The sequence below is a fragment of the Azospira sp. APE16 genome (genome assembly GCF_047901315.1).
Classification (GTDB): Bacteria; Pseudomonadota; Gammaproteobacteria; order Burkholderiales; family Rhodocyclaceae; genus Azospira; species Azospira oryzae.
The window spans coordinates 374,112-389,265 of the sequence record NZ_CP179682.1; the positions used below are offsets into that span (position 1 = coordinate 374,112).

The 15,154-nt window shown below is 67.9% G+C and carries 14 protein-coding genes and 1 pseudogene; 6 read left to right on the forward strand and 9 right to left on the reverse strand.

The window, feature by feature from the left end; all coding sequences use genetic code 11:
• Positions 1-51 precede the first annotated feature (51 nt).
• The 8 genes and pseudogenes from ACLSSQ_RS01915 to ACLSSQ_RS01950 all read right to left on the reverse strand — a co-directional run bounded on the left by ACLSSQ_RS01915 (position 52) and on the right by ACLSSQ_RS01950 (position 7,931).
• Positions 52-957 (reverse strand): bestrophin family protein, encoded by a 906-nt coding sequence (locus tag ACLSSQ_RS01915; protein WP_416243640.1) that lies wholly within the window; start codon positions 955-957, stop codon positions 52-54.
• A complete protein-coding gene (locus tag ACLSSQ_RS01920; protein ID WP_416243641.1) occupies positions 954-1,814 on the reverse strand; it encodes a TatD family hydrolase in 861 nt (286 codons plus the stop codon). Before ACLSSQ_RS01920 ends, ACLSSQ_RS01915 begins: the two co-directional genes overlap by 4 nt.
• Before the next feature lie 46 nt (positions 1,815-1,860).
• The gene (locus ACLSSQ_RS01925; protein WP_416243642.1) at positions 1,861-2,652 is read right to left on the reverse strand and encodes an enoyl-CoA hydratase; all 792 of its coding nucleotides are present in this window, start codon (positions 2,650-2,652) and stop codon (positions 1,861-1,863) included.
• Between the two features lie 34 nt (positions 2,653-2,686).
• On the reverse strand, positions 2,687-3,937 hold the full coding sequence (locus ACLSSQ_RS01930; protein WP_235832463.1) for a D-amino acid dehydrogenase: 1,251 nt from the start codon (positions 3,935-3,937) through the stop codon (positions 2,687-2,689).
• Between the two features lie 5 nt (positions 3,938-3,942).
• Positions 3,943-6,174, reverse strand: coding sequence for a RelA/SpoT family protein (locus ACLSSQ_RS01935; RefSeq protein ID WP_416243643.1), 2,232 nt, complete (start codon positions 6,172-6,174; stop codon positions 3,943-3,945).
• A gap of 64 nt (positions 6,175-6,238) precedes the next feature.
• Positions 6,239-6,412: pseudogene (rpoZ, locus tag ACLSSQ_RS01940) on the reverse strand (DNA-directed RNA polymerase subunit omega); the annotation flags it as partial.
• A 27-nt stretch (positions 6,413-6,439) separates the two neighbouring features.
• Positions 6,440-7,048 (reverse strand): guanylate kinase, encoded by a 609-nt coding sequence (gene gmk / locus ACLSSQ_RS01945; protein ID WP_130459829.1) that lies wholly within the window; start codon positions 7,046-7,048, stop codon positions 6,440-6,442.
• 16 nt (positions 7,049-7,064) lie between these two features.
• A complete protein-coding gene (locus ACLSSQ_RS01950) occupies positions 7,065-7,931 on the reverse strand; it encodes a YicC/YloC family endoribonuclease (RefSeq protein ID WP_416243644.1) in 867 nt (288 codons plus the stop codon).
• Positions 7,932-8,068: 137 nt separating this feature from the next.
• On the opposite strand from ACLSSQ_RS01950, the gene ACLSSQ_RS01955 reads away from it, so the two are divergent.
• From ACLSSQ_RS01955 to hemW, 6 genes are all read left to right on the forward strand, one after another.
• Entirely contained in the window at positions 8,069-9,034 is a 966-nt protein-coding gene (locus tag ACLSSQ_RS01955; protein WP_416243645.1) for a serine/threonine protein kinase, read from the forward strand.
• On the forward strand, positions 9,031-9,942 hold the full coding sequence (locus ACLSSQ_RS01960; protein ID WP_014235610.1) for a PP2C family protein-serine/threonine phosphatase: 912 nt from the start codon (positions 9,031-9,033) through the stop codon (positions 9,940-9,942). The genes ACLSSQ_RS01955 and ACLSSQ_RS01960 overlap by 4 nt, the downstream gene beginning before the upstream one ends.
• 9 nt (positions 9,943-9,951) lie before the next feature.
• Complete coding sequence (gene rph, locus ACLSSQ_RS01965) at positions 9,952-10,668, forward strand: ribonuclease PH (protein WP_130459832.1); 717 nt, start codon at positions 9,952-9,954, stop codon at positions 10,666-10,668.
• 13 nt (positions 10,669-10,681) lie between these two features.
• Positions 10,682-11,590, forward strand: coding sequence for a hypothetical protein (locus ACLSSQ_RS01970; RefSeq protein ID WP_416243646.1), 909 nt, complete (start codon positions 10,682-10,684; stop codon positions 11,588-11,590).
• A gap of 5 nt (positions 11,591-11,595) precedes the next feature.
• Positions 11,596-12,186, forward strand: coding sequence for an RdgB/HAM1 family non-canonical purine NTP pyrophosphatase (rdgB, locus tag ACLSSQ_RS01975; protein ID WP_416243647.1), 591 nt, complete (start codon positions 11,596-11,598; stop codon positions 12,184-12,186).
• Between the two features lie 144 nt (positions 12,187-12,330).
• A complete protein-coding gene (hemW, locus tag ACLSSQ_RS01980; protein WP_416243648.1) occupies positions 12,331-13,569 on the forward strand; it encodes a radical SAM family heme chaperone HemW in 1,239 nt (412 codons plus the stop codon).
• On the opposite strand, the gene ACLSSQ_RS01985 is transcribed toward hemW, so the two are convergent.
• Entirely contained in the window at positions 13,566-15,086 is a 1,521-nt protein-coding gene (locus ACLSSQ_RS01985; RefSeq protein WP_416243649.1) for a helicase HerA-like C-terminal domain-containing protein, read from the reverse strand. The two genes, hemW and ACLSSQ_RS01985, sit on opposite strands and share 4 nt — an antisense overlap.
• Positions 15,087-15,154 lie beyond the last annotated feature (68 nt).

A 15,154-nucleotide genomic window follows, 5' to 3' on the forward strand; every position in this document is an offset into this window, starting at 1 on the left:
CGGATTTTACCCCCTGGCGGAGGCGGGCCCAGCATCGGCCGTGAGCGTCGCCTAGAGCAGCACGTAGCCCTGGGGCTGTAGCAGGGGCGGCAGGTCGGTCTCGCCCAGGGCTTCGCCCAGGTCCCCTTCCAGCATGCGCACCATGGCGTCCAGGGGCAGGTCGTTTTCCAGGGTGCCGAAGGGCTCTTCCAGTTCGTCCCCCAGCGCGTCCAGGCCGAAGAAGGTGTAGGCCAGCACCGCCGTCAGCAGGGGCGTGGCCCAGCCGACGGAGCGGGCCAGGCCGAAGGGCAGCAGCAGGCAGAAGAGGTGGGCGGTGCGGTGCAGCAGCAGGGTGTAGGCGAAGGGCAGGGGAGTGAAGCGGATGCGCTCGCAGGCGGCCTGGATGCCGGAGAGGGCGTGCAGGCGCTGGGTCAGGCCCTGGTAGACGATGTCGCCGAGGCCGTCCCGTTGCCGGGCCTGGACCAGGTCGTGGCCGCACTGGCGCAGCAGAGCATCGGCCGGATTGCGGCTCTGGGCAAGGCGCTCGGCCTCGCCGGGAGGCAGGAAGGGTGCGGCTTCCAGGGCTGCGTCCCGGCCCCGCAGGCGGGCGGCCAGGGCGTGGGCGAAGGCCAGGCTGCGGCGCACCAGGAGGCGCCGGGGTTCCGCCTCCAGCACCAGGCTTTCCCGGGCCAGGGAGCGCAGTTCGACGATGAGGCCGCCCCACTGCTTGCGTGCTTCCCACCAGCGGTCGTAGCAGGCGCTGTTGCGAAAGCCGAGGAAGATGGAAAAGGCCAGGCCGAGCAGGGCGAAGGGGGCGGCGGAATAGTCGGGGAAGAGGTGGCCGAAATGCTGGGCGCCCCAGGTGATGAGCACGGCGAAGCTGGTGGTGAAGACGATCTGGGGCAGCACGTGGGGCACCACCGAGCCGCGCCAGATGAAAAAGAGACGGAGCAGGCTGGGGCGTTCGCGGACGATCATGTCGAGGCAGTCGGTGGAGTGGTGGTCGGGGTGGCGCTGCCGGCGGTCGCCAGTGCGGCCAAACCGGGCAGGGCGGCGCGGGCGTTGGCGCCGGTGGCGGCGATCAGCTCGGCTGTGGGCATGCCCCGCAGCTCGGCCAGGAGGGCGGCGAAGCGGGGCAGGTAGGCGGGCTTGTTGCGCCGGTCCGGGCTCTCCGCGGTGAGAAAGGCCGGGGGAATGTCGGGGGCATCCGTTTCCAGGACCAGGGCTTCCAGGGGCAGGGTGGCGGCCAGTTCCCGGATGCGGGTGGAGCCGCTGAAGGTCATGGCGCCGCCGAAGCCCAGCTTGAAGCCGAGCGTGATGAATTCGTCGGCCTGCTGCCGGCTGCCGTTGAAGGCATGGGCGATGCCGCCCCGGGGCCGGTAGCGGCGCAACTGCTTGAGAATGGGGTCCAGGGCCCGGCGCACGTGGAGAATCACCGGCAGGTCGAACTCCACGGCAAGCTTCAGCTGTTCGGCGAAGAAGTGCTGCTGCCGCGCCAGGGCCGTGCCCTGTTGCAGTTCGGGCACGTACAGGTCGAGGCCGATCTCGCCCACCGCCAGCGGCGGCAGGGGGCCGTCCCGCTCCTCGGCCAGCCAGCGGCGCAGGGTGGAGAGGTCTTCCTCCCGGGCCGCCGGCGTGTACAGGGGATGGATGCCGTAGGCCGGCGCGCAGCCCGGGTAGGCGAGGCAGCAGGCGCGCACCGCGGCGAAGGTGGCGGCGGCCACGGCCGGCACCACCATGGCCTGGACGCCAACCGCGACGCCATCCTTGAAGATGGCATCCCGGTCAGGGGCGAATTCCGCCGCGTCCAGGTGGCAGTGGGTGTCGATCAGCATGGAATCTGGCTGTCCTGGCAGGCCGGGCGGAGAAGCCCGCCCCTCCTCACTTCTGGCCGAAGGCCGGTTTGCGCTTTTCCAGGAAGGCGCCCAAGCCCTCGGCGAAGTCGGGATGGACGGAGCAGGCGGCGAAGTTGCCCTGTTCGGCGAACAGTTGCTCCGGCAGGGAATTGCCGCTGGAAGCCTGCAGCAGGGCCTTGGTGCGGGCCAGGGCCTGGCGCGGGCCGGCCGCCAGGCGGCGGGCCAGCTTGGCGCTCTCGGCCTCCAGCTCGGCGGCGGGCACCACCCGGTTGATGAGGCCCCACTCCCTGGCCTGGGCGGCATCGAAACGGTCCCCCAGCAGGGCGATCTCGGCGGCCCGCTTGGCCCCCACGGCCCGGGGCAGGAACCAGGTGGCGCCGCCGTCGGGGGAAAGGCCGATGTGGCAGTAGGCCAGGGTGAAATAGGCGTTGTTGGCGGCCACCGCCAGGTCGCAGGCCAGCATCAGGGACAGGCCGAAGCCGGCGGCGGCACCGCTGACCGAGGCCAGCACCGGCTTGCCCATGCGGCGCACCTGCAGGGTGGTGGCGTGCACGGCGGCGATGGTCTGTTCGAAAAGGGCTTGGCGTTCCGCCGGCGGCAGGGCCAGCTGGCTGTGGAACCACTTGAGGTCGCCGCCGGCCATGAAGTGCTCGCCGCCGCGCAGGACCACGGCGCCGACGGCTTCGTCGTGCTCGGCCCGGGCGGTGGCGGCGCGCAGGTCCTCGATCATGGCCAGGTTGAGGGCGTTGAGGGCCTCGGGGCGGTTCAGGGTCAGGGTCAGGACCCCGTCCTCCAGGTGGGAAAGCACGGTGCTCATGGGTTGTCTCCTTTGGGTGGTGGTTTTTATGGCTTTATTGTTTTGTCGTTCCGAGGAACGGGAAATCCGGTTCCGGCCGGCGGCCGGAAATGAGGTCCGCCAGGGCCGCGGCGGAGCCGCAGGACAGGGTCCAGCCCAGGGTGCCGTGGCCGGTGTTGAGCCACAGGTTGGGCAGCCGCGTGCGGCCGATGAGGGGCACGTTGGAGGGCGTCACCGGGCGCAGGCCGCACCAGTAGAGCGGATCGCCGTCGGGGCGCAGCTGGGGGAACAGTTCCAGGGCGCGCCGCAGCAGGGCCTCGCAGCGCACCGGGGTGAGGTCCAGGTTGTGGCCGTTGAATTCCGCCGTGCCGGCCACCCGCAGGCGGTTGCCGAGGCGGGACATGACGATCTTGCGCTCGTCGTCGGTGATGCTGACGCTGGGGGCGACGCTGTCCGGGGAGAGGGCGATGGTGGCGGAATAACCCTTGCCCGGATAGACGCAGGCCTTGACCCCGGCGGGCTTGAGCAGGGCCGGGGAATAGCTGCCCAGGGCCACCACGTAGGCGTCGGCCAGGAGCAGGTCGCCGCCGGCGACGACGCCGGCCACCCGGCCGCCGGCGCTGGCAATCTTCTCCACCGGGCAGTTGTAGCGGAACTGCACGCCCCGGGCGGCGGCGGCCTCGGCCAGGCGCTGGGTGAAGCGGTGGGCGTCGCCGGATTCGTCGCTGGGGGTGTAGTCGCCGCCGGCCAGGCGCCCTTGCACCGCGGCCAGGGCCGGCTCGATGGCGACGCAGCGGGCGGCGTCCACCGGCTCCCGGTCCACCCCGAATTCCCGCATCAGGGCGGCGGCGTGGCAGGCGGCCTCGAACTCGGCGGCCTGGGTGAAGATGTGCAGGATGCCCTGGCAGCGCTGGTCGTAGTCCAGGGGCAGGGTCTGGCGCAGGGCCTGCAGCCGCTGCCGGCTGTAGAGGGCGAGGGCGATGATGTCGCGGATGTTGCGGCGGGTGGCCCCGGGCGGGCAGTTGGCGAGGAAGCGCAGGCTCCAGGCGAAGAGGGCCGGGTCGTAGCGCAGGCGGAAGAGCAGGGGGGCGTCTTCCTTGCCCAGCCATTCCAGGGCCTTGAAGGGGGCCCGGGGATTGGCCCAGGGCTCGGCGTGGCAGACGGAAATCTGGCCGCCGTTGGCGAAGCTGGTTTCCAGGGCGGCGCCGGGCTGGCGGTCCACCACCGTGACTTCGTGGCCGGCCTCGGCCAGGAACCAGGCACTGGTGACGCCGACGACGCCGGCGCCGAGGACGAGAACACGCACCCGGCCTATTCCTCCTGGCGTTCCCGGGTGATGCGCACCACTTCGGGAATCAGGCGCACGGCCCGCAGGACCCGGGCCAGGTGGGCCCGGTTGGCCACCTGCACGGTGAAGTTGAGGGTGGTGTAGAAGCCCGGATCGGGGGCCATGGAGACCTTCTCGATGTTGGAGTCGGACTCGGCGATCTCGGTGGCCACCTTGGCCAGCACGCCGCGGGCGTTGCGGGCGGCGACGTGGATGTCCACGTCGAACAGCTTGCCCGGTTCCGGTTCCCACTCCACGTCGATCCAGCGCTGGGGTTCGGCACTGCGGGACTTGCGGATGACGGCGCAGTCATGGGTGTGCACCACCAGGCCCTGGCCCTTCTTGATGGAGCCGATGATGGGGTCGCCCGGGATCGGGCGGCAGCAATGGGCCAGCTGGATGGCCATGCCCTCGGTGCCGCGGATCACCACCGAGGTGTGGGGTGCCGGTTCCGCGTTGGGCAGGGCCGCCTCGTGGGCCAGCAGGCGGCGCGCCACCACGGCGGCCAGGCGCTTGCCCAGGCCGATATCGGTGTACACCTCCTTGACGGACTTGCTGCCCCCTTCCTTGAGCACCGCTTCCCAGCTGGCGTCCGGCAGTTCCGAGGGGGTGATGCCGAGGCCGAACAGTTCCTGGTTGAGCAGGCGCTCGCCCAGGGCGGCGGATTCCTCGTGCTGGCGGGTCTTCAGGAAGTGGCGGATCTTGCTGCGGGCGCGGCCGGTCTTCACATACGAGAGCCAGGCCGGATTGGGATTGGCATGGGCGGCGGTGACGATTTCCACCTGGTCGCCGCTGTTGAGCTCGCTGCGCAGGGGCATCAGCTCGTAGTTGATCTTGGCGGCGACGCAGCGGTTGCCCACGTCCGTGTGCACCGCGTAGGCGAAGTCCACCGGGGTGGCACCTTTGGGCAGGGAGAAAATCTTGCCCTTGGGGGAGAAGACATAGACCTCGTCCGGGAAGAGGTCGATCTTGACGTGCTCGAAGAACTCGGCCGAATCGCCGGCGGTGCTCTGCAGCTCCAGCAGGGACTGCAGCCAGCGGTGGGTCTGGTACTGCAGTTCGGCGGCGCTCTTCTCCGTGTCCTTGTACAGCCAGTGGGAGGCCACGCCCTCCTGGGCCATGTGGTGCATTTCCTCGGTGCGCAGCTGCACTTCCACCGGCATGCCGTAGGGGCCGATCAGGGTGGTGTGCAGGGACTGGTAGCCGTTGGCCTTGGGGATGGCGATGTAGTCCTTGAACTTGCCCGGCAGGGGCTTGTACAGGGCGTGCAGGGCGCCCAGGCCCAGGTAGCAGCTGGGCACGTCCTTGACCACCACGCGGAAGCCGTAGATATCCAGCACCTGGGAGAAGGAGAGGCGCTTTTCCACCATCTTGCGGTAGATGGAATAGAGGCTCTTCTCCCGGCCGAAGACCTGGGCCTCGATGCCCGAGTCCCGCATCTTGCTCTGGACCCCGTCGAGAATCTTCGACAGCACCTCGCGCCGGTTGCCCCGGGCCGCCATGACGGCCTTCAGCAGCACCTGGTAGCGCATCGGGTGGGTGTGCTTGAAGGAGAGGTCCTGCAGCTCCCGGTAGACCGTGTTCAGCCCCAGCCGGTTGGCGATGGGGGCGTAGATCTCCAGGGTCTCCAGGGCGATGCGGCGGCGCTTGTCCGGACGCATGCAGCCCAGGGTCTGCATGTTGTGCAGACGGTCGGTGAGCTTGATGAGGATGACCCGCAGGTCCTTGGCCATGGCCAGGAGCATCTTGCGGAAGTTTTCCGCCTGGGCTTCCTGGTAGGAGGAGAACTCGATCTTGTCGAGCTTGGAGAGGCCGTCCACCAGGTCGGCCACGCCCTTGCCGAAGCGTTCGGTCAGCTCCTCCTTGGAGATGCCCGTGTCCTCCATGGTGTCGTGCAGGAGGGCGGCGATGATGGCGGTGGAATCCAGCCGCCATTCGGCAATGGCCCCGGCCACGGCCAGGGGGTGGGTGATGTAGGGTTCGCCGGAAAGGCGCTTCTGGCCCCGGTGAGCGGCTTCGCCGAAGGCAAAGGCCTCCTTGATCTTGGCGATCTCTTCCGGTTTCAGGTAGTCGAGGCTGTCCAGGAAGACCCGGTAGGCCGGGTCGTCGTTGAACGGGTAGGGGGTCGGCGGCGCCGCCGGGTCAGGTGCCGGCGCGAAGGGCGCGGCGGAAGATGCAGACGGTTTGGCCGGGGCGGGGTCGGTTGCAGTATCCATACCGGTTCACCTTACCCGCCCGGGCCCGGGGTCAGGCCTGACCGCGGTTGAGGATTTCCAGGCCGATCTGGCCGGCAGCCAGTTCGCGCAGGGCGATGACGGTGGGCTTGTCCTTGCTCGGCTCCTGCATGGGGGTGGAACCATTGGCGATCTGGCGGGCCCGGTAGGTGGCGGCCAGGGTCATCTGGAAGCGGTTGGGGATTTGTTTCAGGCAGTCTTCAACGGTAATGCGGGCCATGGTCCATCCAATCAAAAAGCGGAAAATTTAGAGCAGCGAGGCGAACAGCGAAGCGTGGCGTTCCTGCTGCACGGGAAGCTTCAAGCGCGTTGCGCGCACCACGGCCAGCAGGTCGCTGAGGGCCGTCTGCAGGTCGTTGTTAATAATAACATAGTCGAATTCCCCCACATGCCGCATCTCGTCGCGGGCGGCGGCCAGGCGGCGGGCGATGACGTCCTCGCTGTCGGTGCCGCGGCCGGCCAGGCGGCGGGCCAGTTCTTCCATGGAGGGCGGCAGGATGAAGACGCCGATGGCGTCGCCGAACACCTTGCGCACCTGCTGGGCGCCCTGCCAGTCGATCTCCAGCAGCACGTCGCGGCCGGCGGCCAGCTGCTGTTCGATCCAGGTGCGGGAGGTGCCGTAGTAGTTGCCGTGCACCTCGGCCCATTCGAGGAACTCGCCCCGGTCCACCCGGGCCAGGAAATCGGCCACGTCGGTGAAGTGGTAGGCCTGGCCGTTCTCCTCCCCGGTGCGGGGCGCCCGGGTGGTGTGGGAGACGGAGAGGCCGATGGCCGGGTCGTTCTGCAGCAGCAGGCGGACCAGGGTGGTCTTGCCGGCGCCGGAGGGGGCGGTGACGATGTAGAGGTGGCCGCTCATGCTGGCGTCCCTTTCCTTATTCGATGTTCTGGATCTGTTCGCGCATCTGCTCGATGAGCAGCTTCAGGTCCATGGAGGCCTTGGAGACTTCGCTGAGGACCGACTTGGAGCCCAGGGTGTTGGCCTCCCGGTTCAGTTCCTGCATGAGGAAGTCGAGGCGCTTGCCGGCGTTGCCGCCGGCCTTGAGGATGCGCTCCACCTCGGTGAGATGGGCCTGCAGGCGGGACAGTTCCTCGTCCACGTCGATACGGGTGGCGTACAGCACCACTTCCTGGCGTACCCGTTCGTCGTCGGCGCTGCCCAGGGCCTCCACCAGACGCTGCTTGAGCTTGTCCTGGTAGGTAGCCTGGGCCTGGGGAATGAGGGGGGCAACGGCGGCCACGGTGGCGCGGATCTTGTCCACCCGCTCCTGGATCATGGCGGCCAGCTTGGCGCCTTCCCGGGCCCGGCTGGCGGTGAAGTCCTCCAGGGCCTCCTTCAGGGTGGCCTGGACGGCGGCGTGCAGGGCGGCCGTATCCACCTCCGGTTCGCCCAGCATGCCGGGCCAGCGCAGCACTTCGGCCACCGACAGGGCGGCGGCGTTGGGCAGGGTCTGGCGGACTTGGCCTTCCAGGGCCTGCAACTGGGTCAGCAGGTCGGCGTTGATGGCCAGTTGGCGGTTCTGGCTCTGGCTGGCGACCAGGTTGAGGCGCAGTTCCACCTTGCCCCGGGCCAGCTTGGCGGTGATGGCTTCGCGCAGGGCCGGCTCCAGCACCCGCAGGTCGTCTACGATGCGGAAATGGATGTCGAGGAAGCGGGAATTGACGCTGCGCAGTTCCAGGTGCAGGGAGCCGCCTGCCACTTCCCGGGTTTTGGCGGCATAGCCGGTCATACTGTAGATCATGGAATTCCTTGCTGTGTGGGGTGTGCCGGCCCGGACGGCGGGCCTGGGAGGGGCTTCTTGAGGCTTCTTTACAGTCCGTTGGCAAAGCCTGACAATGCGCGCAGTGCGCCTGAGGCGCTATCTTAGCTTCGGACTTCATGGCGTCACAAGCCAATCACCCCCTCCCTGCCGGATTCCAACTGGAAGACTACCGCATCGAAAAGCAGATTTCGGTCGGCGGTTTTTCCATTGTTTACCTGGCCCACGATGCCAGCGGCAAGGCGGTGGCCATCAAGGAATACCTGCCGGCCAGCCTGGCCCTGCGCTCCGATGGACAGACCAAGCCGGTCATTTCCCAGGAGCATCTTTCTGCCTTCCGCTACGGCATGAAATGCTTTTTCGAGGAAGGCCGGGCCCTGGCCAAGCTGAACCATCCCAACGTGATCCAGGTGCTGAATTTTTTCCGCGCCAACGACACGGTTTATATGGTCATGGAATACGAGCGGGGGCGCACCCTGCAGGAATTCATCCAGAAGCACCACGGCCACATCCACGAGAAGTTCATCCGCGGCGTGTTCACCCGCATGCTCAACGGCCTGCGCGAAGTGCACACCCACAAGCTGCTGCATCTGGACCTGAAACCGTCCAACATCTACCTGCGGGCCGACAACACGCCGGTGCTGATCGACTTCGGCGCCGCCCGCCAGACCTTGCATTCCGACACCCCCATGCTGAAGCCCATGTACACCCCGGGTTTCGCCTCCCCCGAGCACTACTTCAAGCGGGACGAGCTGGGCCCCTGGAGCGACATCTATTCGGTGGGCGCCTCCATGTACTCCTGTCTGGCCGGGGCGGCGCCCCAGGCGGCCGATGCGCGCATGGAGAAGGATCAGCTGCAGCCCGCCTCGGTGCGCTGGGAGGGGCAGTATTCGGACCAGCTGCTGGAGACCATCGACTGGTGCCTGTGCCTCAACCACCTGTACCGTCCCCAGAGCGTCTTCGCCCTGCAGAAGGCCCTTACCGAGGCGGTGGACATGCCGGCCCAGGGGGCCGGCAAGACGGCGGAAAAGGAAGGATGGCTGGGCCATCTGGTGGGCAAGATCAAGGGAATGACTGCTAAATGAAATTCACCATCTACCAGGAAAGCCGCATCGGCAAGCGGCAGAACAACGAGGACCGGATCGCCTACTGCTACTCGCGGGAGGCGGTGCTGATGGTGGTGGCCGACGGCATGGGCGGGCACTACCACGGCGAGGTGGCCTCCCAGATCGCGGTGCAGACCCTGACCTCGGCCTTCCAGCGGGATGCCCAGCCGGAGATCGCCGATCCCTTCCTCTTCCTGCAGAAGGGCATGACCAATGCCCACCACGCCATCCTGGACTATTCCCAGGAGCACCGGCTGAAGGATTCGCCGCGCACCACCTGCGTCGCCTGCCTGATCCAGGACAACATCGCCTACTGGGCCCACGTCGGCGATTCCCGCCTCTACCACATGCGCGACGGCAAGGTGCTGGCGGTGACCCGGGACCATTCCCGGGTGCGCCTGCTGATGGACGAGGGCCTCATCAGCGAGGCCCAGGCCGCCACCCACCCGGACCGCAACAAGGTGTACAGCTGCCTGGGGGGCGAAAACCCGCCGGAAATCGAGTTCTCCCGCAAGACACCCCTGGAAGTGGGGGATGTCCTGGTGCTGTGCACCGACGGCCTGTGGGGGCCGCTGCCGGCCGATGTCATGGCCGCCTCCCTGAAGGGGGCCAACCTGATGCAGGCCGTGCCCATGCTGCTCAACCAGGCGGAAATCCGCTCCGGCCCCTACGGCGACAATCTTTCCGTGGTGGCGGTGCGCTGGGAGCAGAGCTACAGCGAGGAAGCCTCCAGCACGGTGATGACCCAGACCATGCCCCTGGACGCGGTGACCACCAAGCTCGGCGAATTCGGTCGGGACCCGGCCTACAAGACCGATCTTTCCGACGACGAGATCGAAAAGGCCATCGACGAAATCCGCGCCGCCATCCAGAAATTCTCCAAATAAGGAAGTTCCATGCGTCCCAGCCAACGTGCCGCCGACCAGCTGCGCCAAGTCCGCATCACCCGCCGTTTCACCCGCCATGCCGAAGGTTCGGTGCTGGTGGAAATGGGCGACACCAAGGTGCTGTGCACCGCCAGCATCGAGGAAAACCTGCCGCCCTTCCTGCGCGGCAAAGGGCAGGGCTGGGTCACCGCCGAATACGGCATGCTGCCCCGCTCCACCCACACCCGCAGTTCCCGGGAAGCGGCCAAGGGCAAGCAGACCGGCCGCACCCAGGAAATCCAGCGCCTCATCGGCCGTTCCCTGCGCGCCGTCACCGATCTCAAGGCCCTGGGCGAGCGCCAGATCACCCTAGACTGCGACGTGCTGCAGGCCGACGGCGGCACCCGCTGCGCCTCCATCACCGGTGCCTGGGTGGCCCTGTGGGATGCCTGTCAGTCCCTGGTGGCCGCCGGCAAGTTGAGCGAGAACCCCCTCAAGGAACACGTGGCCGCCATCTCCGTCGGCATCTACAAGGGCACCCCGGTGCTGGATCTGGACTACCCGGAAGATTCCGACTGCGACACCGACATGAACGTGATCATGACCGGCAGCGGCGGCCTGGTGGAAGTCCAGGGCACGGCCGAAGGCGAGCCCTTCTCCCGGCAGCAGATGAATGTGCTGCTGGACCTGGCCGAAGCCGGCATCCGCCAGCTCATCCACGCCCAGGAAACCGCCCTGGCGGATTGATTCGGAGCCCGTCATGGCCCAGGAAACCTCCCGCGACCCGATCAAGGCCCTGCTCGACGATCTGGAACAGTCCATCGCCGATTTCGATCAGCGCCTGGGTGGCGTCGAGGAGTCTCCTGCCGTGACCGGTCTGCGTTCTTCCGGGCAGCGCTATCCCGACATCGAACCCGAGGCCAGGCGTCAACTGTCTCCTGCCGCTCCTGTTGCCGTTGCCGGCAATGCCGACGCAACCGCTGTGTCCGAAGCGCCGGCGGTGGACCTGCTGGCCGAACTGGCCCAGGCGGCGGCCTGCCGCAGCGTGGATGATGCGGAGACCCAGCGTCGCCAGCTGGAACTGACCGAGCGCCTGCACCAGGACCTGAAGACCGTCTTCGACTACCTCAACCAGCTCATCCGCCACGCCAACACCCTGAAGCCGGTGCTGCCCCGCAGCTACCGGCTGGATGCGCGCAACAGCTTCGACGGGCTGGCCTGGCATGACGGATTCGTCGATTACCGCAGCACCAGTCGCTTCGATCGCAGCTACTACGAGCAGATTCTCTTCCAGGTGAGCTACCGGGCGCCGGCGCCACTGGTCGCGGTCTGCGCTGCGGACCAGGCCGCCATCGTGCGCAAGGAGCTGGAACTGGTGAACCTGCGCATCCAGCGAGAAGAGCCGGTGATGCTGCCGGAGGGCGGCCCCGGGGTGCGTTATGTGCTGCCGGATGCCATTCCGCTGCATCTGGCGGTACAGGCGGACTTCGCCAACGATGCCCTGACCTTCCGCTGCCGCAATGCCGGCAATTTCGGCCCTACTGCCTACCGTCTGCCGGGCGGGAGCATCACCCGGCCCCTGCTCGACGGCATCGGCCTGGTGCTGCTGGGCCGCAGCGACACCATGCCCAAGGAACTGCAACGCATTCCCTGCCAACGGATCAACTGAGTCCCATGCAAAAGATCGTCCTCGCCTCCAACAATGCCAAGAAGCTCAAGGAACTGTCGGCCCTGCTGACACCCCTGGGCATCCAGCTCATTCCCCAGGGCGAGCTGGGGGTGCCGGAGGCGGAGGAGCCCCACCACACCTTCCTCGAAAACGCCCTGGCCAAGGCCCGCCATGCGGCCCAGCTGACCGGCCTGCCGGCCCTGGCCGACGACTCCGGCCTGTGCGTCAAGGCGTTGGGCGGCGCTCCCGGAGTGCAGTCGGCCCGCTACGCCGGCGAGCCCAAGTCCGATGCCCGCAACAACGAGAAGCTGCTGGCGGCCCTCACGGGCGTGGCCGACCGCCGCGCCCACTTCGTCTCCCTGCTGGTGCTGGTGCGCCACGGCGACGACCCCCAGCCCCTGGTGGCCGAGGGCGAGTGGCACGGCGAGATCATCGACCAGTACCGGGGCGAGGGCGGCTTTGGCTACGACCCCCTGTTCTACGTGCCGGAGGAGAAGGCGACGGCGGCCGAACTCTCCGCCGAGGTGAAGAACCGTCTCTCCCATCGTGGCCAGGCCATGGCCCGGCTGCTGGAACGCCTCAAGCTGGAACTGTGAGCCCGGCCGGCGCCGGGAAACCTTCCGGCGCGGCCGCGGTCCAGGGCAGGGTGTTCCGGTCTTGCCGCTCCGCGGTGGCCTGATTCAAGGCGCCTTCGTCCAGCCATCGCATCATGCCGCCTGCGGGCGGAAAGGTTTTCTTTCGTGTCGTCCCGTTCCCACCCTTCCTCCCGCATCATTCCCATCGCCGTCGCCGGCAGCACCCGCGCTGGCGGCAGTCCCCTGCACTTCACCAGTCCGCCGCCCCTCTCGCTCTATATCCACGTGCCCTGGTGCGTGAGGAAGTGCCCCTATTGCGATTTCAATTCCCATGAGGCGCGGGCGGAGAACGACGAGGCCGCCTATGTGGCAGCCCTCGTTGCCGATCTGGAAAGCGCCCTGCCGTCGGTGTGGGGACGCAAGGTATCCACCATTTTCATCGGCGGTGGCACGCCCAGCCTGCTCTCCGGCGAGGCCCTGCACGAACTGCTGAACGCGGTGCGCATGCGTCTGCCCCTGCTGCCCGAGGCGGAGGTGACCCTGGAGGCCAACCCGGGCACCGCCGAGGCGGGCAAGTTCGCCGCCTTCCGGGCCGCCGGGGTGAATCGTCTGTCCCTTGGCATCCAGAGCTTCAACGACCGGCACCTTGAGGCCCTGGGGCGCATCCACGACAGCGCCGAGGCCAGGGCCGCCATCGAGCTGGCCAAGACCCACTTCGAGCGCTTCAACCTGGACCTGATGTACGGCCTGCCCCAGCAGTCCCAGGCCGAAGCGATGGCAGACCTGGATATGGCCCTCTCCTTCACACCGCCCCATCTTTCCTGCTACCAGCTGACCCTGGAGCCCAACACCCTCTTTGCCGCCCGGCCGCCCCAGTTGCCCGAGGGCGATACCTGCGCCGACATGCAGGACGCCATCGAGGCCCGCCTGGCCGCAGCCGGCTACGTGCATTACGAAACTTCGGCCTTCGCCCGGCCCGGTTATCAGTGCCGGCACAACCTCAACTACTGGACCTTCGGCGACTACCTGGGCATCGGCGCCGGCGCCCACGGCAAGCTGACCCTGCCGGACCACAACGGCTTCTCGGTGCAACGCCAGATGCGCTGGAAACAGCCCAAGCAGTACCTGGAGCAGGTGGCTGCTGGCCAGCCGGTACAGGAGCAGCACGGCGTGGGGGCGGACGAGCTGCCCTTCGAATTCCTCATGAACGCCCTGCGCCTCAACCAGGGCTTCGATCCGGCCCTCTTCGAGCAGCGCACCGGCCTGCCCCTGCTGCTGGTGCGGGGCGAGCTGGAAAAAGCGGCCCGGGAAGGGCTGCTGACCCTGGCGCCGGACTGCATCGCCCCGACCGAGCGGGGCCGGCGCTTCCTCAACGCCCTGCTGGAACGCTTCCTGCCGGGTTAACGCCGCCGGCTGCCGCTGCCGCCAAGAATCGACCCCAGCACCCCGCGGATGATCTCCCGGCCGATCTGGGAGCCGATGGCGCGGGCGGCGCTCTTGGCGACGGTGGTGAGGACGGAGTCGCTCTGGCGGCCGCGGGGGCTTTGGCCGCTGCCCAGCACATCCCTCAGCACGCCGCCGAAAAGGCCGCCGCCATTGGCTTGCGGGGCAGGGGAGGCCGGCGCCGGCTGGGCCTGGGCGGGCGGTGCGGTGCGGCCCTTGAGGATTTCGTAGGCCGATTCCCGATCCACTGCCTGTTCATAGTGGCCGTACAGCACGGAATCGCGGACGGCCTGCTGGCGCTCCTCAGCGCTCAAGGGGCCGATGCGGGAGGCGGGGGGCAGGATGAAGGCCCGTTCCACCACATTGGGCCGGCCTTTTTCGTCCAGGCAGGAGACCAGGGCTTCGCCGACACCCAGTTCGGTGATGGCCGCTTCGGCGTCGAAGGCCGGGTTGGCGCGCAGGGTCTGGGCGGCGGATTTGACGGCCTTCTGGTCCCGCGGGGTGAAGGCGCGCAGGGCGTGCTGCACCCGGTTGCCGAGCTGGCCCAGGACGGTGTCGGGAATGTCCAGGGGGTTCTGGGTGACGAAGTACACGCCGACGCCCTTGGAGCGGATCAGGCGCACCACCTGTTCCACCTTTTCCAGCAGGGCCGGCGGGGCTTCGTTGAAGAGCAGGTGGGCTTCGTCGAAGAAGAACACCAGCTTGGGCTTTTCCAGGTCCCCCACTTCCGGCAGGTGCTCGAACAGTTCGGCCAGCAGCCACAGCAGGAAGGTGGCGTAGAGGCGGGGCGCGCCCATCAGCTTGTCCGCCGCCAGGATGTTCACCACGCCCTTGCCATTGTCGGTCTGCATGAGATCGGCGATGTCCAGCATGGGCTCGCCGAAGAAGCTGTCGCCGCCCTGTTCGCCCAGGGTCAGGAGGGCGCGCTGGATGGCGCCGATGGAGGCGGCGGAGACGTTGCCGTACTCGCTGGTGAATTCCTTGGCGTGCTCGCCCACGTGCTGCACCATCGCCCGCAGGTCCTTCAGGTCCAGCAGCATCAGGCCCTGGTCGTCGGCGATCTTGAACACCAGCTGCAGCACCCCGCTCTGGGTGTCGTTGAGGTTGAGCAGGCGGGCCAGCAGCAGGGGGCCCATGTCGGAAATGGTGGCCCGCACCGGGTGGCCCTGCTGGCCGAAGACGTCCCAGAAGACGGTGGGGAAGGATGTCGGAGTCCAGTCGGTGACGCCCAGGTGGTGCAGCCGCTCCTCCAGCTTGGGCGAGGTCTTGCCGGCGGCGGCCAGGCCCGAGAGGTCGCCCTTGGCGTCGGCCAGGAAGACGGGCACACCGATGCTGGAGAAGCGCTCCGCCAGCACCTGCAGGGTGATGGTCTTGCCGGTGCCGGTGGCGCCGGTGATGAGACCGTGGCGGTTGGCCAGGGCGGGCAGGAGAGCCAGGTCGGTGGCGGCGTGGCGGGCGATGACTAGGGGCTGGGCCATGAGTGGGGTCCGGTGGCTATGCTAGAATTGTCCGATTCTATCAACAGTTTTTCGCTACGAGGTTAGCC